General features: G+C 64.7%; 17 protein-coding genes, 1 tRNA gene and 1 pseudogene. 10 read left to right on the plus strand and 9 right to left on the minus strand.

What is annotated here, in order from left to right:
• The 3 genes from NXY83_RS12770 (at nt 1) to NXY83_RS12780 (ending at nt 2,625) form a co-directional block, all read left to right on the plus strand.
• Nucleotides 1-873 (plus strand): FAD:protein FMN transferase, encoded by an 873-nt coding sequence (locus NXY83_RS12770; RefSeq protein WP_258802589.1) that lies wholly within the window; start codon nt 1-3, stop codon nt 871-873.
• Entirely contained in the window at nt 870-2,414 is a 1,545-nt protein-coding gene (locus tag NXY83_RS12775; protein WP_258802590.1) for a ferredoxin--NADP reductase, read from the plus strand. The genes NXY83_RS12770 and NXY83_RS12775 overlap by 4 nt, the downstream gene beginning before the upstream one ends.
• A 135-nt stretch (nt 2,415-2,549) precedes the next feature.
• Nucleotides 2,550-2,625 (plus strand) — tRNA-Arg (locus NXY83_RS12780).
• A gap of 126 nt (nt 2,626-2,751) precedes the next feature.
• Here NXY83_RS12780 and NXY83_RS12785 read toward each other — a convergent pair.
• Nucleotides 2,752-4,341 carry an HNH endonuclease signature motif containing protein gene (locus NXY83_RS12785; protein WP_258806211.1) on the minus strand — a complete coding sequence of 530 codons (1,590 nt, stop codon included), beginning with the start codon at nt 4,339-4,341 and terminating at the stop codon, nt 2,752-2,754.
• 81 nt (nt 4,342-4,422) lie between these two features.
• On the opposite strand from NXY83_RS12785, the pseudogene NXY83_RS12790 reads away from it, so the two are divergent.
• The 3 genes and pseudogenes from NXY83_RS12790 to NXY83_RS12800 form a co-directional block, all read left to right on the plus strand.
• Nucleotides 4,423-4,794: pseudogene (locus NXY83_RS12790) on the plus strand (transposase); the annotation flags it as partial.
• A gap of 253 nt (nt 4,795-5,047) precedes the next feature.
• A complete protein-coding gene (locus NXY83_RS12795; RefSeq protein WP_258802591.1) occupies nt 5,048-6,100 on the plus strand; it encodes a M4 family metallopeptidase in 1,053 nt (350 codons plus the stop codon).
• Between the two features lie 60 nt (nt 6,101-6,160).
• Entirely contained in the window at nt 6,161-6,487 is a 327-nt protein-coding gene (locus NXY83_RS12800; RefSeq protein WP_258802592.1) for a protealysin inhibitor emfourin, read from the plus strand.
• A gap of 53 nt (nt 6,488-6,540) precedes the next feature.
• On the opposite strand, the gene NXY83_RS12805 is transcribed toward NXY83_RS12800, so the two are convergent.
• On the minus strand, nt 6,541-7,509 hold the full coding sequence (locus NXY83_RS12805) for a GlxA family transcriptional regulator (RefSeq protein ID WP_258802593.1): 969 nt from the start codon (nt 7,507-7,509) through the stop codon (nt 6,541-6,543).
• 81 nt (nt 7,510-7,590) lie between these two features.
• Here NXY83_RS12805 and NXY83_RS12810 point away from each other — a divergent pair, with 81 nt between their 5' ends.
• Both NXY83_RS12810 and hrpA read left to right on the plus strand, forming a co-directional pair.
• Nucleotides 7,591-7,758 carry a hypothetical protein gene (locus NXY83_RS12810; protein WP_258802594.1) on the plus strand — a complete coding sequence of 56 codons (168 nt, stop codon included), beginning with the start codon at nt 7,591-7,593 and terminating at the stop codon, nt 7,756-7,758.
• A 68-nt stretch (nt 7,759-7,826) separates the two neighbouring features.
• Nucleotides 7,827-11,813 carry an ATP-dependent RNA helicase HrpA gene (hrpA, locus tag NXY83_RS12815; RefSeq protein ID WP_258802595.1) on the plus strand — a complete coding sequence of 1,329 codons (3,987 nt, stop codon included), beginning with the start codon at nt 7,827-7,829 and terminating at the stop codon, nt 11,811-11,813.
• Between the two features lie 66 nt (nt 11,814-11,879).
• Here the strand turns inward: hrpA and NXY83_RS12820 are convergent, their stop codons facing one another.
• The 3 genes from NXY83_RS12820 to NXY83_RS12830 are packed head-to-tail and all read right to left on the minus strand — an operon-like array spanning nt 11,880 to nt 14,334.
• On the minus strand, nt 11,880-12,308 hold the full coding sequence (locus NXY83_RS12820; protein ID WP_258802596.1) for an HIT family protein: 429 nt from the start codon (nt 12,306-12,308) through the stop codon (nt 11,880-11,882).
• Nucleotides 12,305-13,444, minus strand: a complete 1,140-nt coding sequence (locus NXY83_RS12825; RefSeq protein ID WP_258802597.1) for an NAD(P)-dependent alcohol dehydrogenase — start codon at nt 13,442-13,444, stop codon at nt 12,305-12,307. The genes NXY83_RS12820 and NXY83_RS12825 overlap by 4 nt, the downstream gene beginning before the upstream one ends.
• Entirely contained in the window at nt 13,441-14,334 is an 894-nt protein-coding gene (locus NXY83_RS12830; protein ID WP_258802598.1) for a sulfurtransferase, read from the minus strand. The genes NXY83_RS12825 and NXY83_RS12830 overlap by 4 nt, the downstream gene beginning before the upstream one ends.
• A 117-nt stretch (nt 14,335-14,451) precedes the next feature.
• Here NXY83_RS12830 and NXY83_RS12835 point away from each other — a divergent pair, with 117 nt between their 5' ends.
• Nucleotides 14,452-15,558 (plus strand): PLP-dependent cysteine synthase family protein, encoded by a 1,107-nt coding sequence (locus tag NXY83_RS12835; protein WP_258806212.1) that lies wholly within the window; start codon nt 14,452-14,454, stop codon nt 15,556-15,558.
• On the opposite strand, the gene NXY83_RS12840 is transcribed toward NXY83_RS12835, so the two are convergent.
• Nucleotides 15,555-16,211 (minus strand): MBL fold metallo-hydrolase, encoded by a 657-nt coding sequence (locus NXY83_RS12840; RefSeq protein ID WP_258802599.1) that lies wholly within the window; start codon nt 16,209-16,211, stop codon nt 15,555-15,557. The genes NXY83_RS12835 and NXY83_RS12840 overlap by 4 nt on opposite strands.
• 94 nt (nt 16,212-16,305) lie before the next feature.
• On the opposite strand from NXY83_RS12840, the gene NXY83_RS12845 reads away from it, so the two are divergent.
• A complete protein-coding gene (locus NXY83_RS12845; protein ID WP_258802600.1) occupies nt 16,306-16,770 on the plus strand; it encodes a Fur family transcriptional regulator in 465 nt (154 codons plus the stop codon).
• Nucleotides 16,771-16,788: 18 nt separating this feature from the next.
• On the opposite strand, the gene NXY83_RS12850 is transcribed toward NXY83_RS12845, so the two are convergent.
• Genes NXY83_RS12850 through NXY83_RS12860 form a run of 3 tightly spaced genes read right to left on the minus strand, consistent with a single transcriptional unit; the run spans nt 16,789 to nt 19,469 of the window.
• Entirely contained in the window at nt 16,789-17,664 is an 876-nt protein-coding gene (locus NXY83_RS12850; protein WP_258802601.1) for a metal ABC transporter permease, read from the minus strand.
• Nucleotides 17,664-18,482: a metal ABC transporter ATP-binding protein gene (locus NXY83_RS12855; protein WP_258802602.1), complete on the minus strand. Its 819-nt coding sequence runs from the start codon at nt 18,480-18,482 to the stop codon at nt 17,664-17,666. The genes NXY83_RS12850 and NXY83_RS12855 overlap by 1 nt, the downstream gene beginning before the upstream one ends.
• Nucleotides 18,483-19,469, minus strand: a complete 987-nt coding sequence (locus NXY83_RS12860) for a metal ABC transporter solute-binding protein, Zn/Mn family (RefSeq protein WP_258802603.1) — start codon at nt 19,467-19,469, stop codon at nt 18,483-18,485.
• Nucleotide 19,470: the final 1 nt, after the last annotated feature.

Consider the following 19,470-nt stretch of genomic DNA (forward strand, 5'->3'; position numbering starts at 1 on the left):
GTGCCGGACGGGGGCTGGCAGGATTTCTCATTCGACGGGATCGGAACACGCTGGGACATCTCCACGCCTGTGCTGCTCGGGCCGTCCCTGCAGGCACGCCTCCTTGCAAGGGTTGAAAAGTTCGACGCCGACTGGTCCCGTTTCCGGAGCGATTCCCTGGTCATGGCGATGGCACGGACTCCAGGCCGCTATCACTTCCCGGCAGAAGCGGACCAGCTCGGGGAGCTGTACCGGACTCTGTACGGAATCACCGGCGGTGCAATGACGCCGCTGGTCGGCGCCAGCCTGGAGCGCCTGGGCTACGACGCTGCCTACTCGCTTCGCCCGGCAGGTCCCCCGCTGCCGGCGCCGGCTTGGGAGGGGGTACTGGACTGGTCCGGCACCACCATCACTGCCACGGCTCCAGTTGTGCTCGATATTGGCGCTGCCGGCAAGGGCCTGCTGGTGGATCTGCTGGCCACTGAATTGGCGGCTGAAGGCGTGGATACCTTCGTTATTGACGGCAGCGGCGACCTGCTGGCGCGGGGACCTCAGTCCATTCCCGTGGGCCTGGAGCACCCGTACCGCCCGGAGCAGGCCATCGGCGTGGTGCCGCTGTCTGGGCGGGCGCTGTGCGCTTCTGCGGCGAACCGGCGTGCCTGGGGTGACGGGCTCCATCATGTGCTGGACGGAATGACCGGCCAGCCGGTCCGGACCGCAGTGGCCACGTGGGCACTTGCAGACACTGCCGTTTTGGCCGACGCCCTGGCCACGGCGCTCTTCTTTGTGCCCGGCGCCGAGCTCCAGGAAACATTCCAGTTCTCGTGGCTGACGGTATTTTCCGACGGCAGCGCCGCCTATTCCGAAGAATTCGAAGGGACACTCTTCACATGAGCCCTGTTGAAACACCGAAGGCCGGTCCGGCTCCGTCCGTAGCCGGGCGCCTGGACACCATGCTTGGCCGGTTCACCATGTACCGGCTTATCCTGCTTGTCCTCGCAGCCCTTGCCGCCTACAGCCTGCTGTTGGATGTCCTCGGCTGGCTCACTTTCGGGATCCCCGAGATGCTGGCGCACCTGGCCCTGTGCCTTGGCCTGACATACGCCTCCAACCGGGCACTGGCAGCACTGTTCCGCGTACGGCCACACTCCGAGTCCTCCTTGATTACCGGGCTGCTGCTCTACTTCCTCTTTTGGCCGACCTTCCAGGCCATGGACGTGGCTGGAGTTGCCTTGGCGTGCGTGCTGGCTTCGGCATCTAAGTATGCCCTTGCCTGGCGCGGCCGGCACATCTTCAACCCCGCCGCCATTGGCGCCTTTGTCACCGGCCTTACCGGACTGAACATCGCCACGTGGTGGGCGGCCACGCCGGCAATGTTATGGCTGCTGGTTCCGGGCGTACTGCTGGTCATCTACAGGACCAGGAAGCTCCTGATGGCCTCGGTGTTTACCGTTGTTGCCACATCGATCATCACCGTTGAGCTTCTTCGGGCCGGCATGACCGCAGGGATGGGTGTCTACCAGGCGCTGGCCCAGCGGCCGGTGCTCTTCTTCGTGGGATTCATGCTCACTGAACCCCTAACGCTGCCACCGCGCCGGTGGCAGCAGTTGGCGCTGGCAGCTGTAGTGGGTGTGGTGTTTGCAGTGCCGTACAACCTGGGCTTCGTCGCCAATTCACCCGAGGCCGCATTGTTGCTGGGCAATCTCCTGGCTTTCCTGGTGGGCCAGCGCGGAGGCGTGAAGCTGCGGTTCGCAGGGAGCCGGGTGCTGACGCCAAGCACCACCGAGTTCTCGTTCGAGCCCGCCAGGCCGGTGCGGTTCCTCCCGGGGCAATACATGGAGCTGGACCTGCCGCATGCCAAGTCGGACGGGAAAGGCCGACGCCGCGTGTTCAGCTTGACCGGTTCGCCCAGGGAACGCCTTCTGAAGTTCGGAGTTCGGACCGCCGAACCACTGTCCGCCGCCAAAAAAGCGCTGCTGGCACTGAAGCCTGGCGACGAGCTGACGGCCACGTCAGTGGGCGGAGACTTCGTCCTCCCCCGCGATCCCCAGAAGCCAGTGTTGCTCATTGCGGCCGGGATTGGCATCACGCCCTTCCTTTCGCACCTGTCCTCCGGCGGACTCCGGGAACGCGACGCCGTCCTCCTGCTCCTGGCCAGGAGTGCCGACGAGGTGGCCTACGCGGACGAACTCCGGACGTCGGGCATCCGTGTCCTGGTCCGGCTCGCCGACGGATCGGCACCCCCACCAGATCTGGCCGCTGCTCCGGGTGAAGGGTCAAGGGTGGACTCGGAAGCGCTGAAAGCACTTGTTCCGGACATAGCCGACCGCGAAGTGTATGTCTCCGGCTCACCTGCCAGTGTCGCTGCACTGCGCCGTGCCGCCCGCAAAGCGGGGGCGGGCCGGGTACACGTTGATTCTTTCTCCGGGTACTGATCTCGTGTCGACGACTACTGGTGCCGCACGAATCGAACTGCCGGACGCGGACTTTGGGGTGACGATTTTCCCTTGCGGGCCACCTTACTGCTAAGCTCTAGGACGTCCCGCCAGCAACGGCAGGAACCCCGGATTGCCCTCGTAGCTCAGGGGATAGAGCGTCTGCCTCCGGAGCAGAAGGTCGTAGGTTCGAATCCTATCGAGGGCACCACGTGAAAAGCACCCTGATCTGTTGATCGGGGTGCTTTTCTTTTGCCTCTGCTTTCCTTTGCTCTGCATTGGCGAAGTATGCGGATTTTTGCGCTTTGCAAGTAACTCTGCACCCCGGTTCTGCCTGCTACGCGTTGCACTCGTCAAAGGCCCCCCACAGCTGCCAGTCCGGGAAAGGGTCCCGTGGCAGCTCGCTTTCCGGAACCCACGGATCTTCAGGCACATCCAGGTCTTCCGGCAGTTCCAGCCCATTAGGCATGGCGAAAGCTTCAGGAAAGTCCAGATTGAACACACCGTCCAGGTCCGCGGAATCAGATTCTGGCCACAGTTCACTCAGCGATGCCGGCCAGTGTGGTGGTTCCCGGTCCTGGTGTTCGCTGGTGTAGTGCCGGCCGGTGGGGGAGGTCCAGCCTGGTGGTTCGTTTTTGGTGGCTGGGGTGGGGGTCCAGGTGCTGGCGTGTTTGAGCCGGTGGTGTTTGGGGCAGGCCTGGCCGAGGTTGCTGACCCCGGTGGTCCCGCCGTGGTGCCAGGCGAGGAGGTGGTCGGTTTCGTTGTCCAGGGTGTGGTTGGTGCAGCCGGGGAAGGTGTATTTTCCGTCCCGCATCCGCAGCCAGCGCTTCACAGCTTCGGGCAGCCGGTAGTTCTTGCGGCCGATCTCCAGCGGTGCCCCGTCTCTCGGGTCAACCAGGACCCGGTAGAAGGAGTTGGTTCCGTCCGTGACCAGTTTCCGGGCCATGGAGGCGGGGATGGGTCCGTGCCCGTCGAGTATGGCGGGTTCGTCGGTGAGGCCGAGCAGGGAAAACACCGGAACGGTGACCAGCACGTCCGCCCTTGGTGCGGGGACCTTTCCGGGATTCGGACGCGCGCCGTTGCCTGCAGTGCCCGCGGCGCAATCAGGGCCCGGGTTCTCATGTACGTCCCCGGCTCCTGCCAGTGAGGCCAGCCCGATCATGTCGTCGGATCCGCGCTCCCCGCCCCGGGGGCCGCTTTCCCCTGCCCGGGCGTTGAGTGCGGGTCCTGGCCGGAGGAGCATGGTGGCGAATTCGTCGGCGCGCAACTGGGTGAGGGTGCGGGTTTCGTCCGGGCCCTGCTTGCCGCGGGCGAGGGCGTTGGTGCGGTTCCAGATGGCCGATGCGGTGTCGGCCGGGAGGTAGGCGGAGATCCAGGCCGTTCCGTCACGGTCCGGGCAGTGTTCGACCCGCCGGTCGGTGACGGCCTTGGTGTGGCGTTTTTCGAGGGATTCGGGGTGGTGGCGTTCGCGCCAGGTCCGCACCTTTGCCCGGAACCGTGAGGGCACCAGCTCACCGGGTGCGGCTCCGCGTGCGGGGTTGGGTGCGTCCGGGTCCAGGAAATGCGCCACCAGGGCGGCCGCGCCGGCGGGACCGAGGCCCTCGGTCTCGTCGGCGATGATCCTCGCGTGCTGCCACGACACCGCCCCGGAAGCGAGTGCGTCCAGGGCTGGCGGCAGCGAGCACAGCCGGCGTGACTGGTGGACGAACGCCCCGGCGGCTCCTGAGCTGATGGTCAGTACGCCGGCGATCTCCTCAACCGCTGACATTTCGCCGTAGGCCCGGTCCTGCGCGGAGGCCTCCGGCGGGGTCATGGCCTGGTGCAGTTCGATGCTCTCCGCCGCGTCCCAGGCCTTGATTGCGGCGACCTGCGCTTCCAGCGGGGGTGTCAGATTGTTTGTGTAGGAGAGCTGTAGTCGCTGGATGATTGGAGAATCATTGTGGCTATGACGAAACCCCGTGAAGAGCTGGCGGAGGACCTGGCCCGTCGTGCAGCGGCGGCCGGCAGCATGGATGCGCTGAAGGCTTCCGGCGCGTTTGATGAGCTGATGGCGCAGATCGATTCCGGCCAGCTCGAACTCGATGGCAAGGACGGTTTCATCCAGCAGCTGATCAAGGCCTCCCTGGAATGCGGATTGCAGGCCGAGCTCTCCGGGCATTTGGGCTATGACAAGGGCGATCCGATCGGCCGTTTCCTGCCCAACTCCCGGAACGGGTCGTATGCCAAGACGCTGGGGACCTCCGCCGGGGACGTGGATCTGGCCGTGCCAAGGGACCGCGACGGGTCGTTCACTCCGCGGCTGGTCCCGAAAGGTGCCCGCCGCACCGGGAGCCTGGATGAGATGATCATCAGCCTTTACGCCGGTGGGATGACGGTGCAGCCGCAGCTCGTACTGCCGCTGCAACACATCAATACCGGCAGCAGCGTCAGTCCGCAGCGACGCATCCTCAAGGAACAACGCACCAAGGGCGGCAGCGGAGGCATGAATGCCCTCCATCACCGCTGCTCCACCGTTGCCGATTCCCATACTCACAGCATCACAGCACCCACTGACATTCCCGATTGCGTGCGCCTGCCAATGATTGTCGGCGCCCCCTCGTAGTCTGAAAGTCACCGAGTTGAGGGGGCACGCCATGCACGTTCCGTTCTGTTCCATCGTTCCGCCCTACCTGCTGAGGCGGCTGGCCAGGCAGCATGAGCCACAATTTTCTGCTGCCGCCAGGGCTGCGAGGGAAGCCCTGGGCCATGTCGAGTCCTTCCACTCATCACGAATGCAGGCCATGCCGGACGTTCCTTCCGGTCTTCGCCATGCCAAACCGGGCCCGTCCAATCGCACCATCTATGACGCGGGCGGCTCCGAAACCCTTCCCGGAAAACTTGCGCGGAAGGAGGGCGAACCTGCTACCGGTGACACCGCAACGGATGAAGCGTACGACGGGCTGGGGCACACCCACCGCCTCTATGCCGACGTCTTCGGCCGGAATTCCATCGACGGCCGGGGGCTCCGGCTGGATGCCACGGTGCACTTCGGCAAGCTGTATGACAACGCCTTTTGGGACGGGACCCAAATGGTCTTCGGTGACGGCGACGGCGAGGTCTTTGAGCGGTTCACAGCGTCCCTCAGCGTTATCGGCCACGAGCTGGCCCACGGCGTGACGCAGTATTCGGCTGCCCTCGCCTACCGGAACCAGGCAGGCGCCCTGAACGAATCAATGTCGGACGTGTTCGGCGCGCTGGTTGAGCAGTACGTGAAGAACCAGGCCGCGGCGGAAGCCAGCTGGCTCATTGGTGAAGGCCTTTTCACCGCCGAAGTGGAAGGGGACGCCCTGCGTTCCATGAAGGCTCCAGGAACCGCTTACGACGACGATGTGCTGGGCAAGGATCCGCAGCCGGACTCCATGGACTCCTATGTCCGGACCAGTGCGGATAACGGCGGTGTCCACATCAACTCCGGCATCCCCAACCGCGCCTTTTACCTCGTGGCGGAGTCGCTGGGCGGGAACGCCTGGGATGCCCCCGGCCGTATCTGGTACGAAACCCTGACCGGCGGTTCACTGCCCGCTACAGCAACTTTCAGCGTCTTCGCACGGGCCACCGCCTCTGCTGCCGTGGAGCTCTTCGGTTCAGATTCAAAAGAGCATGACGCCGTGCGGCAGGCGTGGGAAACTGTGAAGGTCAAGCTGTAACGGATGCCTGGCTGCCGGACTTCAAGCCGCCAGGCTGCATGGAAGCCCAGGAACCAGGCAATGAAAATCAGCGTGGAACGCACCGGTGGTATTGCCGCGATGACGAGGGTATGGACCGTCGACGCCCAGTCGGAAACCGCCATCAACCAGTGGCAACCGATCGTCGAAGCATGCCCGTGGGATGCCGTGCCCAGGACGCCCCGGGCGGCGGCCACAGAGTTTGCCGGCAACCAGCCCGACAGGTTCATCTACTCAATCCGTGCCGGAGAGCGCAGGGCAGCACTGCCGGAGAGGGCCGTGACAGGTCCGTGGCGGGTACTCGTGGACCGTACGCGCGCCGCCGCCCAGGAATCCCGTAACGGCCAGGGCAACCCTAGTACGCGCTGACGACAGGGTCTAGGGCAAATGCGCGGGCCTGGTCAGGCAGCAGCAGGCCGCGGCTAACCCACCTCCGCCAGCTGGCCTCGGAAGGCCCGGCGGTAGGACTGCGGGCTGGTGTCGAGGACCTTGGCAAAGTGGTGCCGCAGCAGGACCGGGTGCCCGAAGCCGGCTTCCCTGGCCACCTCATCAATGTTCAGGTCCGTGGATTCGAGCAGCTCCTGGGCGCGAAGCACACGCTGCGAATTGAGCCAGGCAGCCGGAGTGGCGCCTGTCTCCGAACGGAACCGCCTGGCAAACGTCCTGGCGGACATGTGCACGCGGGCCGCCAGTTCGTTCACCGTGTGCTCACGGTCCAGGTTCTGAACCATCCAGCGCAGCAGTTCCTCCATCGGAGCAGAGCCGCAGGTGGGCATTGGACGGTCGATAAACTGGGCCTGCCCCCCGTCGCGGTGCGGCGGGACCACCATATCCCGTGCGATTGCGGCAGCCACATGCGCGCCCAGTTCCACGCGCACCAGATGGAGGCAGGCGTCGATGCCCGCGGCAGTTCCCGCCGAAGAAATGAGGGTGCCATCCTGCACGTAAAGGACGTTTTCATCCACCTGGACGTCCGGATAGGTTACGGCCAGCTCGTTTGAGTAGTGCCAATGGGTAGTGCAGCGACGACCAGCCAGCAGGCCGGCACGGGCCAGCGCGAAGACTCCCGAGCAGATGGACATCACCCACGCTCCCCTGGCATGGGCAGCCTGAAGGGATTCAAGCAATGACTCCGGCAGTTCCTGGTCCCGGCCGAAGGGCGCCATGATGACCAAGTCGGCGTCTTTGGTGGCGTCCAGCCCCAGGCTGACGTTCATCGACAGCCCGGACTTCAGCTGGACGTCGCCCGGGTCAGGTGTGCACACACGGAAATCAAAGGCGGGGACACCCGTGCCCCGCTCGGACCGGTCAATTCCGAACACCTCACAGGCGGTCCCGAACTCGAAGATCGAGAAGTTGGGCACCACGATCACGGCTACTGTTTTCAGCATGCTTCCATTGTGGCAGGAATTATAGCTTTTTGGGCATTTCTGCCACTGTTTAAATAGCCCTGCCAGGAGAAGCATGGAGTCATGGAAATCTTCGCAACCATCATCGTCATCCTGCTCCTCCTCATCGGTGCCGCCACCATCGCAGCACTCCTCCGGGACGGACGCGGGCACACACCCCGCGTCGATTCGCACCAGGACTGGTCCGCCCTGGACCTTCCCAGCACCAACTACACCCTCCGCATTTTCTAGGAACGCAAGGAACGCCGCAGGCAGTCGAACGGGGGTGCCGGCCCAGCCACAGTAGACTGTCTGCAGCCATGACTTTTCATATTTCCTATCCCGCCGAGCTGCCGGTCTCCGAGCGCCGCGAGGACCTGATGGCCGCCATTGCCGCTAATCAGGTGACCATCATCGCCGGCGAGACCGGCTCCGGAAAGACCACCCAGATTCCTAAGATGTGCCTGGAACTTGGCCTGGGCGAGAATGGCCTGATCGGGCACACCCAGCCCCGCCGGCTTGCAGCGCGCACGGTTGCCGAGCGCATTGCCGAAGAACTCGGCGTCGAAATCGGCCAGGAAGTAGGCTTCCAGGTCCGCTTCACCGGCGAGGTCAGCCGCGCCACCAAAGTGAAACTGATGACCGACGGCATTCTGCTGGCCGAGATCCAGCGCGACAAGCTGCTGCGCAAATACAACGCCATCATCATTGACGAAGCCCATGAGCGCAGCCTCAACATCGACTTCATCCTCGGCTACCTCAAACGGATCCTGCCGCAGCGCCCGGACCTAAAGGTGATCATCACCTCGGCCACCATTGATCCGGAGCGTTTCGCCAACCACTTCGGAACCCCGGAGGACCCGGCACCCATTATTGAGGTATCGGGCAGGACCTATCCGGTGGAGATCCGCTACCGGCCACTCTCGCAGCCGAAGACGGACGAGGATGATCCCTCGGACGACGAGCTTGAGGAGGACCGTGACCCGCTGGATGCCGTGTGCGACGCCGTGGACGAACTCGCGGCGGAAGCCCCCGGCGACATCCTGGTCTTCTTTTCCGGCGAGCGCGAAATCAGGGACGCCGCAGAGGCGCTCCAGGCACGGATCCAGTCCAACCGCAGGCTGGCCGGCACCGAAGTACTTCCCCTGTTCGCACGCCTGAGCCTGCAGGAACAGCACAAAGTCTTCCATCCGGGCAACAAACGCCGGATCGTGCTCGCCACCAACGTGGCGGAAACCTCGCTCACGGTGCCCGGAATCAAGTACGTGATCGACACCGGAACCGCGCGCATCTCCCGGTATTCGCACCGCACCAAGGTCCAACGGCTGCCCATTGAACGCGTCTCCCAGGCCTCAGCCAACCAGCGCTCGGGGCGCTGCGGCCGTGTTTCCGACGGCATCGCCATCCGCCTCTACTCGGAGGAGGACTTCGAATCCCGGCCGCGGTTCACGGATCCGGAAATCCTGCGGACCAACCTCGCCGCCGTCATCCTGCAGATGACCGCCATGGGGGTTGCCCGCGGTCCGAAGGACGTGGAGAACTTCCCGTTCGTCGAGCCACCGGAAACACGGGCAATCAACGACGGCGTCACGCTCCTCCGCGAACTCGGTGCCCTGGCTGCCGCCCGGCCCCAGGACGCCGGCCGGAACGCGGAAAGCGACGGGAAAGGCGGCGGCGGGCTCACCGCCGTCGGGCATAAACTCGCTCAACTTCCCGTAGATCCCCGGCTCGGCCGAATGGTCGTGGAGGCCGGCAAGCGCAACTGCGTCCGTGAAGTCATGATCCTGGCCGCGGCACTCACCATCCAGGACCCCCGTGAGCGGCCCACTGACAAGCAGCAGCTTGCAGCGGAAAAGCACAACCGCTTCAAGGACGAGAACTCGGACTTCACCGGATACCTGAACTTGTGGAACTACCTGCAGGAAAAGCAGCAGGAGTTGTCCTCATCGGCGTTCCGCCGCCTGTGCCGCAGCGAATTCATCAACTACCTGCGGGTGCGGGAGTGGCAGGATCTGTTCGCCCAGCTGCGCCAGCTGGCCCGCCCGTTGGGCATCAGCCTGGACAATAAGCGCGTTGCCGATCCTGTCGGCAACCACGACGGAATCCACATCAGCCTGCTGTCCGGGCTCCTCAGCCACATTGGCATCCTGGACGAGCGCAAGCGCGAATACGCCGGCGCCCGCGGCAGCCGCTTCGCCATCTTCCCCGGCTCGGCATTGTTCAAGAAGTCCCCCACTTTTGTGATGGCAGCGGAACTGGTGGAAACGAGCCGGCTCTGGGCACGGGTGGCAGCCAAATTTGATCCGGCCTGGGCCGAGCAGGTGGCGCCGGACCTGGTGAAGCGGAGCTACAGCGAGCCGCACTGGTCCACCCGCCAAGGGGCGGTGATGGCCTACGAAAAGGTCACCCTCTACGGCGTGCCCATCATCGCGCAGCGCCGCATCAACTACGGCAAGGTGGATCCCGCGCTTGCCCGTGAACTTTTCATCAGGCATGCCCTGGTGGAGGGGGACTGGAAGACCCACCACAAGTTCTTCCACCGTAACCGGGCGCTCCTGCACGAGGTGGAGGAGCTCGAAGCCCGCATGCGCCGCCGGGACCTGCTGGTGGACGATGAGACGCTGTTCGAGTTCTACGATGCGCGGATCGGTCCGGACGTGGTGTCGGAACGGCACTTTGACAAGTGGTGGAAGGACGCCCGGAAGCAGAACCCGGACCTCCTGGACTACGACAAGTCGCTGCTCCTCAGCGATGATGCGGATAGCCTGGACGAGGCCGCCTACCCGAAGACCTGGCTGCACAAGGGCTTCGAGCTGCCGCTTAGCTACGAGTTCCATCCTGTGGCTCCCGGTTCCCCGCCCAATCCGTCCGACGGCGTCACCGTGGAAGTGCCCGTGCTGTTCCTCAACCAGCTGGACGATGCCCCTTTCCGCTGGCTGATCCCCGGCCAGCGCATGGAACTGGTGACCGCCCTGATCAAGTCGCTGCCGAAGCAGGTCCGCAAGAACTTCGTTCCGGCCCCGGACGTCGCCCGCCAGGCAGTTGCCGTCCTTGAATCCGATTTCGATCCGGCCACTGATGAACTGGAGCCCTCCCTGGAACTGGCCCTCCGGCGGACCCGCGGCGCAATCATTCCGCCCGGATCCTGGAACTGGGACGCTGTTCCCCCGCACCTGCGCGTCAGCTTCAAGGTAGTGGACAGCAAGGGGAGGGTCCTCGACGAAGGCAAGGACCTTCCCGTGCTGCAGGAACGGCTCGCCCCCGCCACCCGGCGCGCCATCGCCGAATCACTGGGTGCCACCCCCGCCTCGGCCGGCCCCGGCAGCCGGGCGACCGGAGGCAAGGGAGCCCGTGCTGCCGGCAAGGCGAACGACGGCGGCTCCCCCGAGGTGCGGACGTCCGGCCAGGTGCAGGGAACCTCCTCCGCGGGCGGCTTCAGGGAGCAGGACGGCCTGACGGAATGGAGCTTCGGCACCATCCAGCGGGAAGTCAGCAACACGGTCAAGGGGCACACCGTCACCGGATATCCGGCGCTGGTGGACCAGGGGAATTCAGTGTCCCTCCGGGTTTTCCAGAGTCCGGAGGAGCAACTCGACGCGATGCGCGGCGGTGTGATCAGGTTGCTGGCGCTGCGTGTTCCGGCTCCGGACCGCTATTTCCTGGAGCACCTGAGCAACACCGAGAAACTGACATTCAGCCAGAACCCGCATGGCTCTGTTTCCGCGCTCATCGCAGACTGCGCACTGGCGGCGATCGACAAGCTCACTCCCGCAGAGTTGCCCTGGGACCGGAAAGCCTTCGACAGCCTCTACGAGGTGGTGCGGGCGGAACTGATCGATACGGTGTTCAGCGTGACGGCAGTGGTGGAACGTATCCTGGCCAGCACCCGCCGCATCGAAAAGCAGCTGAAGGGGACCACCAGCCTGGCCCTGATCAGCGCGCTCAACGACGTGAAGAGCCAACTGGAACAGCTGGTGTATCCCGGCTTTGTAGCACGCACGGGCTACGCCCAGCTCAGCCAGCTGCCGCGCTACCTGGCTGCCATCGAGAAGCGGCTGGAACGCCTTCCGGGCAACGTGCAGCGGGATGCCCTCAGCATGGCAGTGGTGCAGCGGCTCGAGGATGACTATGACGACGCAGTGTCGGCGCTCCTGCCGGGAAAGCGGGCGGGCCGGGAGTTAACCCAGGTGCGATGGATGATCGAGGAACTCCGCGTGAGCCTCTTCGCCGTCGAACTCGGCACTGCCTACTCCGTGTCCGAAAAGCGCATCCGCACCGTGCTCAACAAAGCCCTGGCACCGGCCTAGCAGTGCTGGGCCGGCAGAAGCGGCCCGGCATGATGTCCCGACGGTTACCGCCGGGACATCATGAAATTACCCGGCCGGGACGAACCCGCCGTAGCCGGCAGCGCGCAGGCCCTGGCGGAGCTTCTCGGCGTTCGCATCGAGCACGGCGGGATCCGGATTCTGGTCGGCAGAGGCGAAATTGAAGTCCGCCATGCTCCGCGAGGGCCACACATGCACGTGGAGATGGTTGATTTCGTACCCTGCCACAATGAGCCCTGCCCGTGCGGCATCGAAGATGTCCACCTGGACCGCGCCGATCCGGCGGGCCACCTCCATGACCCTCGCCAGGGTTTCCGGTGATGCGTCGGTCCAGCGGTCCACTTCCTCGGTGGGGACCACCAGGGTGTGGCCGTCAGCAAGGGGGCCTGTGGTGAGGAATGCGGACACATCATCTTCCCGCCAGACGAACCGGCCGGGGATCTCCCCGTTGAGGATCCTGGTAAAAAGCGTGCTCATGCGTCTGCCTCCTTGGCGGGTGCCTGCAAAGTGCTGGTGTCCAGCACGAACCGGTATTTCACGTCCCCTGCGACCATCCGGTCGTAGGCCTCATTGAGCTTGTCGGCAGATACCACTTCGATGTCCGCCACAACGCCATGCTGCGCGCAAAAGTCCAGCATCTCCTGGGTCTCGGAAATTCCGCCGATCAGGGAGCCGGCATAGGCGATCCTGCGCCTGATGAGGGCGCCGGGGTTCACCGGCGGCATCGCCTCGGAAGGGAGGCCCAGCTGGAACAGCGCACCGTCCACGCGCAGGGTGCGGAACAGCGGGTTCAGGTCGTGGGGAGCCGCGACGGTATCGATGATCAGGTCGATGGTGCGGTTCGCCGCCACCATCGCAGCCTCGTCACGGGACAGGACCACCTCGTCGGCCCCCAGTTCCAGTGCGGCAGGCGCCTTGGACTCGGACGTGGTGAAAACCACCACCTTTGCGCCCATGGCTTTGGCGAGCTTAACGGCCATGTGGCCCAGCCCGCCAAGGCCCACCACGCCCACCACGTCCCCCTCTTCGACGTCGAAGTGCCGCAGGGGTGAGAACGTGGTGACCCCGGCGCACAGCAGGGGTGCCACCGCCGCCGGGTCAAGCGATTCAGGTACCCGAAGCACGTAGCGGTGGTCCACCACGACAGACGACGAGTAGCCACCCTGGGTGATGGCATCCCCGTTCCGGCGGTCCCTGGCACCGTAGGTGCCGGTCATTCCGCTTTCGCAGTACTGTTCGAGGCCGTCCAGGCAGCTTTCGCACACACGGCAGGAGTCCACCATGCAGCCCACTCCCACGCGGTCGCCCACCGCGAACCCTGTGACGTTGGAGCCGACGCGGCTGACGGTGCCCACGATTTCGTGGCCGGGAACCAGCGGGTAGGCCTGGCCTCCCCATTCCCCCCGCGTGGCGTGCACGTCCGAATGGCACAGGCCGCAAAATTCAATGGCGATCTCGACGTCGTCCGCCTTGGGAGTGCGCCGGGCCACTGTCAGCGGCACCAGCCCGCTGTCGTCGGATACTGCGCCGTAGGCGGCGGCAAGGACTCCGGTATCGGAAGCGGGGGTTACTGGTCTGGCGAGGGGCGGCGGTACGGGACGTCCTGGGGTCATAGTCTGACGCTACCCTCGTGGCCGGCGATGTTTCCACCTGGCGGCGGTCCGCCACCGGCTTCGGCGCCGGTGGCCACGGGCAGTTCCGGGTTGTTGGACCACTCCGAGAACGAGCCAGGGTACAACGCTGCCCGGAACCCTGCCACCTCCAGGGCGGCCACCTGATGGGCCGCGGTCACACCGGATCCGCAATAGACGGCAACCGGAGTACCGTCGCGGACGCCCAGCAGCTCAAACCGTCGCCGCAACTCCCCCTCGGACAGGAAGCGCCCGGCTTTATCGACGTTGTCCGACGTCGGTGCGCTCACAGCTCCTGGAATATGGCCGGCACGGGGGTCAACAGGCTCAACTTCGCCCCGGTACCTCTCCCCCGCACGTGCGTCGAGCAAAAGTCCGCTGTCCGGCCAGGTGGCGGCAGCAGCGGCGTCGAGCACGGGCATGTTTCCATCCGTCAAGGTGACGTCCCCGGGCTCCACCCGGACGTGGCCCGCTTCGAGAGGCAGGCCTGCCGCGCGCCAGGCAGCCAGGCCGCCGTCGAGCAGGTAAACGTCGGGAAGCCCGGCGTTCCGCAACATCCACCACGCCCTGGCGGCCGCCATGTTGCCGCTGTCGTCGTAGGCGACCACAACGTCGCCGTTCCTGATCCCCCAGCGCCGCGCTGCAGCCTGGAAATCCGCAGCTTCCGGCAGCGGGTGCCGGCCCCGCTCCGGAACTGCGGGTGCTGCCAGTTCCGTGGAGAGGTCCACGAAGACTGCCCCCGGCAGGTGCCCGCTGAGGTAATGGTCATGTCCGTGCGGATCACCCAGGGCCCATCTGACATCCAACAGCACGGTGCGCAGGCCTTCGGCAAGGCGCGTCTTTAGCCCGGCCACGTCCATCAGGGGATCCATGTGCGCTCCTTCGTGGCAGTAAACCCAATGGATCCCACTCTAGGCGGATACCCGCACGGGCGCAGGTAGGCTGGTCCGGTGATGATCGAGCGCAGCGGCAACGGGCACGGCGGCAACATGGAAGGCGCGGACCGGGCAGGCCGCGAGTGGTCAGACCGGGACTGGGCGGACCAGGCCATCCGCAAGATCAGGGCGGAAAACAACCGCTCGGCGGACACCCACCTCTACTCAGTACCGCTGCCGGAGCACTGGGGAGTCCAGCTCTACCTCAAGGATGAATCGACCCACCGTTCGGGCAGCCTCAAGCACCGGCTGGCGCGCTCGCTGTTCCTCTTCGGCCTGGTCAACGGCTGGATCAGGGCGGACACCACCATCGTGGAGGCTTCCAGCGGAAGCACCGCAGTGTCGGAAGCCTACTTCGCCCAGCTGTTGGGGCTTCCCTTCATCGCCGTCATGGCCCGAACTACCAGCCAGGAAAAAATCGCCCTCATAGAACAGTTCGGCGGCTCCTGCCTGCTGGTGGAGCACGCCTCCGATGTCTACGCGGCTGCAGAAGAGGTGGCCGCTACCTGCAACGGCCACTACATGGACCAGTTCACCTATGCGGAACGGGCCACGGACTGGCGAGGCAACAACAACATCGCAGAGTCGATTTTCGGCCAGCTCGAATTGGAGGAGCATCCTGTTCCCGACTGGATTGTGGTGGGTGCCGGCACGGGCGGTACCAGCGCAACCATCGGCCGCTACCTCCGCTACCACAGCCACCCCACCAGGCTGCTGGTAGTGGATCCGGAGAACTCAGCGTTCTACCCTGGTTGGCTCAAGGGCACGGCCACGCCTCCAGCAGGCCTGCCGTCGCGCGTCGAAGGCATTGGGCGGCCACGGATGGAACCCAGCTTCGTACCCTCCGTGATCGACCACATGGTGCAGGTTCCGGACGCCGCATCTGTGGCGGCAATGCGCCACCTTAGGGTCCTGGCAGGCCTCCACGCTGGCCCTTCCACCGGCACCAACCTTTGGGGCGTCTGGCAGATCATCGCCCGGATGGTCGACGAGGGCCGGCAAGGCAGCATCGTTTCCCTGATGTGCGACGGCGGCGAACGGTACGCCGGAAACTACTACAACCAGGACTGGCTGGCGGCCCAGGGCCTCAACCCGGAGCCGTATGAAGCGGTCATCAGGAAGTTTTTTGATACGGGCCAATGGAACCCGGGCGTCGTTTAGACCTCCACCGACTCCCCCGCGGCCAAGTGGCTGTACTCCGTACCGTACTTGGCACCGATCCTGCTGACATGGCCTTCAACAATCTTCAGGCCGTTTTCATTGAGGAATCCGTCATGGATCTGGAACGCCCGCGGCGCCCGCACGCCAATGACAAAGTCCACCACTTCAGCGGATTTGCTCCACGGTGCGTGCAGCGGGACCAGCAGGGTCTTCACGGTGATCCCGTCTGGAATGACGAACGAGTCCCCCGGGTGGTAGACGTTGTCGTCAATGAGGTAGCCAATGTTCGCCACAACCGGAATTTGCGGATGGATCAGCGCGTGCTGGCCGCCGAAGCTTCGGATCGCGAATCCCGCCACGTCGAAGGACGTACCCGGCGCCACCGCATTAACGCGGGCCACTGCCTCCGGAGCGTCAGTCCGCATCTGGTCTGCTACACCTGCCGGCGCAAAAAGCTCCAGGTGCGTATTGCTGCGAAGTGCTTCAAGAACCGCCTCGGTGTCGATATGGTCGGCGTGTTCATGGGTCACCAGCACTGCTTCCGCACCAGCCAGGGCTTCAGCTGCCTCCGAGAAGTTTCCGGGATCGACCACCAGAACCCGGTTGTCCTTTTCGAGCCGCACACAGGCATGGGTGAATTTTGTCAGCTTCATAGCGCCAGCCTAGGGTCCGGCCGGGAACGGTGTCCACGGCGCTGCGGCTGGTAATCTGTACTTTTGCCACCATCCCACGGAAGCGAGTTCGTCCATGCCGCTCGGCGCCAAGGCAGATTCCACTACGCCATCCCCTGCAACGGGCGGCGGCAAGGAACAGCGCGTCACGAAACAGCGACTGGCCGTGAGCGCTGCCCTGGATGAACTGGACGACTTCGTCAGCACCCAGGAGCTGTACCGGATCATGCAGAACCAGGGAGTGTCGGTTTCGCTCGCCACTGCCTACCGGATTCTCCAGTCGCTCGCCGACGAAGGTCTCGTCGACGTACTGCGCAACGGCGAGGGCGAAGCGGTGTACCGGCGGTGCGCCGTCACCGGGCACCATCATCACCTGCTGTGCAGGAATTGCGGGAAAGCGGTGGAGGTGGAGGCACCCGCCGTGGAAACCTGGGCAGCCCGCACCGCAGCCGAACACGGATACACAGAGATGGCCCACACGGTGGAAATCTTCGGACTGTGCCCGGACTGCACCGCCGTCAAGGCTGCGGGCAAGCTGTAGCAGCGCGGCCCGCAGCACTTACTGCGGCTGCAAAATGCGGCCGTTGATACCCCTCCCGGCCCGGACAGAACCAATGAGGCGGCATACCACGTAGATCAGGAATGAGAGCGTGGTGACGTAGGGACTGATGGGAATCCGGCCGCCCAGGGCCAGCAGGATCCCGCCTACCGTTGCCGTAACAGCAAAGGCCACGCTGAGCACCACCACCGCCACCGGCGAGGACGTTATCCTGAGGGCCGCTGCGGCAGGGGTGATCAGCAGGGCCAGCACCAGGAGGGCTCCCACCACCTGGATGGACAGGGCGACGCTGACACCCAGCAGGACCATAAACACGATGGCAAGCATCCGCACCGGTACACCCCGGGCCTCGGCGAGTTCAGGGTCCACGCTGGCGAAGTTCAGCGGCCGCCATATGGCTATCAGGGCCACCATCACCACCACTGCCGTTCCAGCGAGTGCCTGGAGCTGGACCGTATCTACGGAAACAATCTGCCCGGTGAGCAGGCCGAACTTATTGGCTGCACGCCCTTCGTAGAGGGACAGGAACAGGATTCCCAGCCCCAGCCCGAAGGGCATGATGACCCCGATAATGGAATTCTTGTCCCTTGCCCTGACACCCATCAGGCCCAGTAGCAGTGCCGCCGCCACCGATCCGATCAGGGACCCGAAAACGATGTCCGCGCCGATCAGGAGGGCAAAGGCCGCCCCGGCGAAGGAGAGTTCGGAAATGCCGTGCACGGCGAACGCCAGGTCCCGCTTCATCACGAATGTGCCTACGAGGCCGCCGAGGAGCCCCAATACGGCACCCGCCCAGATGGAGTTCTGCACGAGGACAAGCAATTCGCCGTAGTTCTCGAAATTGAAGATTGCCCCCAGGATGCTGTCTGCGTCCATCAGGCTGCCTCCCCTGCCAGCGCATGCGTCTCGGCGTGGTGATGGTGGGTGGTGGCATCCGGAAGCCCGACCACCACGATGCGCCCGTTGGCGTGAATGACCTCAACATGGCTGCCGTAAAGGTCGGAGAGCACTTCAGTGGTCATGACTTGGTCCGGAGTCCCCACCTTGAACCGGCCTCCGGCCAGGTACAGCACCCGGTCCACATAATCGATGATCGGGTTGATCTCGTGGGTAACGAACACCACCGCGCTCTTCTGCTCGTGGCACTGCTTGTTGATCAGCGCACTGACAGCCTGCTGGTGGTGCAGGTCAAGGGACAGCAGCGGTTCGTCGCAGAGAAGGACCTGGGGATCAGTGGCAAGGGCCTGGGCAACACGGAGCCGCTGCTGCTCGCCGCCGGAAAGCTGGCCGACCGGAACTTTTGCATAGTCAGTGGCGCCGACCAGGTCAAGGAGCTCATCGATCCTGCGGTTTGCCTTGGCAGATGACAGGCGCAGTCCCCAACGGTGCCCATCCACGCCGAGTCCCACCAGGTCCCTGGCCCGCATCGGGGTGTCGGGTGCAAACGACTTCTGCTGGGGGATGTAGCCGATCAGGCTGCTGCCGCGCTCAACCGGGCGCCCGCCAAGCGCAGCCCGCCCCTGATGCAGTTCCTGCAACCCAAGCAGGACTTTCAGGAAGCTGGTCTTGCCGCTTCCGTTGGGGCCGAGCACGGCGAAGAACTCCCCGGGCTTGATGTCAAGGTCCAGGTCCTCCCAGAGCGCCCTCTTACCGAACCTCAGGGACGCCCCGGTAAGGCTGACGACAGGTTTCAACTATTTGCTCTCCAGAACTTTACTGATGTTGTCCACATTGTCCGTCATCCACTGCAGGTACGTCTTGCCCTCGGGCAGGGTTTCATTGAAGTCCACCACGGGAATACCGGCTGTTTCGGCCGCTTTCTTCAGCGACTCCGTTTGCGGGCCTTCGGTTTGCTCGTTGTACGCCAGGAAACGGACCGACTTCGACGCCACCAGGTCGGTTGCCGCTTTGAGCACGGCCGGAGGTACGTCGGAGCCTTCCTCGATCGCAGCAGTGTAGTCCTCGGGGGTGGCGTTAACCAGCCCCGCATCCTCCAGGAGGTAAAGCGGAACAGGTTCGGTAACAGCCACCGTGGCCCCGGCGGCGCCGGACTTGAGCGAGTCGAGCTTTCCGTGCAGTTCCTCCAGGGTGGACGTGAAGGTGGCCGCATTGGTCTGGAAGGTCTGCGCCGAGGCGGGGTCCAGTTCTGCCAGCTTGCCCGAGATTTCTTCCGCGAGCTGCTCCATGGCGTGCAGGCTGTACCAGACGTGCTCATTGAGATCGCCGTGGGCGTGCGCGTGCCCGTCCCCGGTGGTTGATTCGGGGGCGGTCGCTTCGGCTGAGGCCTCCTCTTCCGCGGGGTGGGCAAGCCCCGACAGTTCGACGACGTTCAGCACCTTGCCGTCGTCGAGGTTGCTGTCCGCCGCCAGGGTGTGGATGAAGTCGTCGTAGCCGCCGCCATTTTCGATCACGAGGTCTGCCTTCGACACCGCCAGCCGGTCTTGGGCGGTTGCCTCATAGGAATGCGGATCCTGGCTCGTCTTGTTGATGATGGCGGTGACGCTGACTTTGTCCCCGCCGATGGTCTTGGCGATATCGCCGTAGACGTTCGTGGACGCTACAACGTTGATGCCCTCGGCAGCGTCGGACGTGGGCTCCGCCTGGGGGCTGCAGGCGCTGAGCAGCATGCCAAGGCCGGCGAGGGCGGCTAGGGACGAACGGGTAGCAGCGGAACGGCGCACG

Origin of the sequence: Pseudarthrobacter sp. NS4, assembly GCF_024758005.1 — a bacterium.
Lineage (GTDB): Bacteria > Actinomycetota > Actinomycetes > Actinomycetales > Micrococcaceae > Arthrobacter.

Bases quoted from the DNA above. Each gene is read 5' to 3' on its own strand.
- NXY83_RS12810 (WP_258802594.1), top strand. From the start codon at position 7,591: ATGGAAATCTTCGCAACCATCATCGTCATCCTGCTCCTCCTCATCGGT.
- NXY83_RS12850 (WP_258802601.1), bottom strand. From the start codon at position 17,664: ATGGACGCAGACAGCATCCTGGGGGCAATCTTCAATTTCGAGAACTAC.
- NXY83_RS12845 (WP_258802600.1), top strand. From the start codon at position 16,306: ATGCCGCTCGGCGCCAAGGCAGATTCCACTACGCCATCCCCTGCAACG.
- NXY83_RS12820 (WP_258802596.1), bottom strand. From the start codon at position 12,308: ATGAGCACGCTTTTTACCAGGATCCTCAACGGGGAGATCCCCGGCCGG.
- NXY83_RS12840 (WP_258802599.1), bottom strand. From the start codon at position 16,211: ATGAAGCTGACAAAATTCACCCATGCCTGTGTGCGGCTCGAAAAGGAC.
- NXY83_RS12800 (WP_258802592.1), top strand. From the start codon at position 6,161: ATGAAAATCAGCGTGGAACGCACCGGTGGTATTGCCGCGATGACGAGG.
- NXY83_RS12825 (WP_258802597.1), bottom strand. From the start codon at position 13,444: ATGACCCCAGGACGTCCCGTACCGCCGCCCCTCGCCAGACCAGTAACC.
- NXY83_RS12775 (WP_258802590.1), top strand. From the start codon at position 870: ATGAGCCCTGTTGAAACACCGAAGGCCGGTCCGGCTCCGTCCGTAGCC.
- hrpA (WP_258802595.1), top strand. From the start codon at position 7,827: ATGACTTTTCATATTTCCTATCCCGCCGAGCTGCCGGTCTCCGAGCGC.
- NXY83_RS12795 (WP_258802591.1), top strand. From the start codon at position 5,048: ATGCACGTTCCGTTCTGTTCCATCGTTCCGCCCTACCTGCTGAGGCGG.
- NXY83_RS12835 (WP_258806212.1), top strand. From the start codon at position 14,452: ATGGAAGGCGCGGACCGGGCAGGCCGCGAGTGGTCAGACCGGGACTGG.
- NXY83_RS12830 (WP_258802598.1), bottom strand. From the start codon at position 14,334: ATGGATCCCCTGATGGACGTGGCCGGGCTAAAGACGCGCCTTGCCGAA.
- NXY83_RS12805 (WP_258802593.1), bottom strand. From the start codon at position 7,509: ATGCTGAAAACAGTAGCCGTGATCGTGGTGCCCAACTTCTCGATCTTC.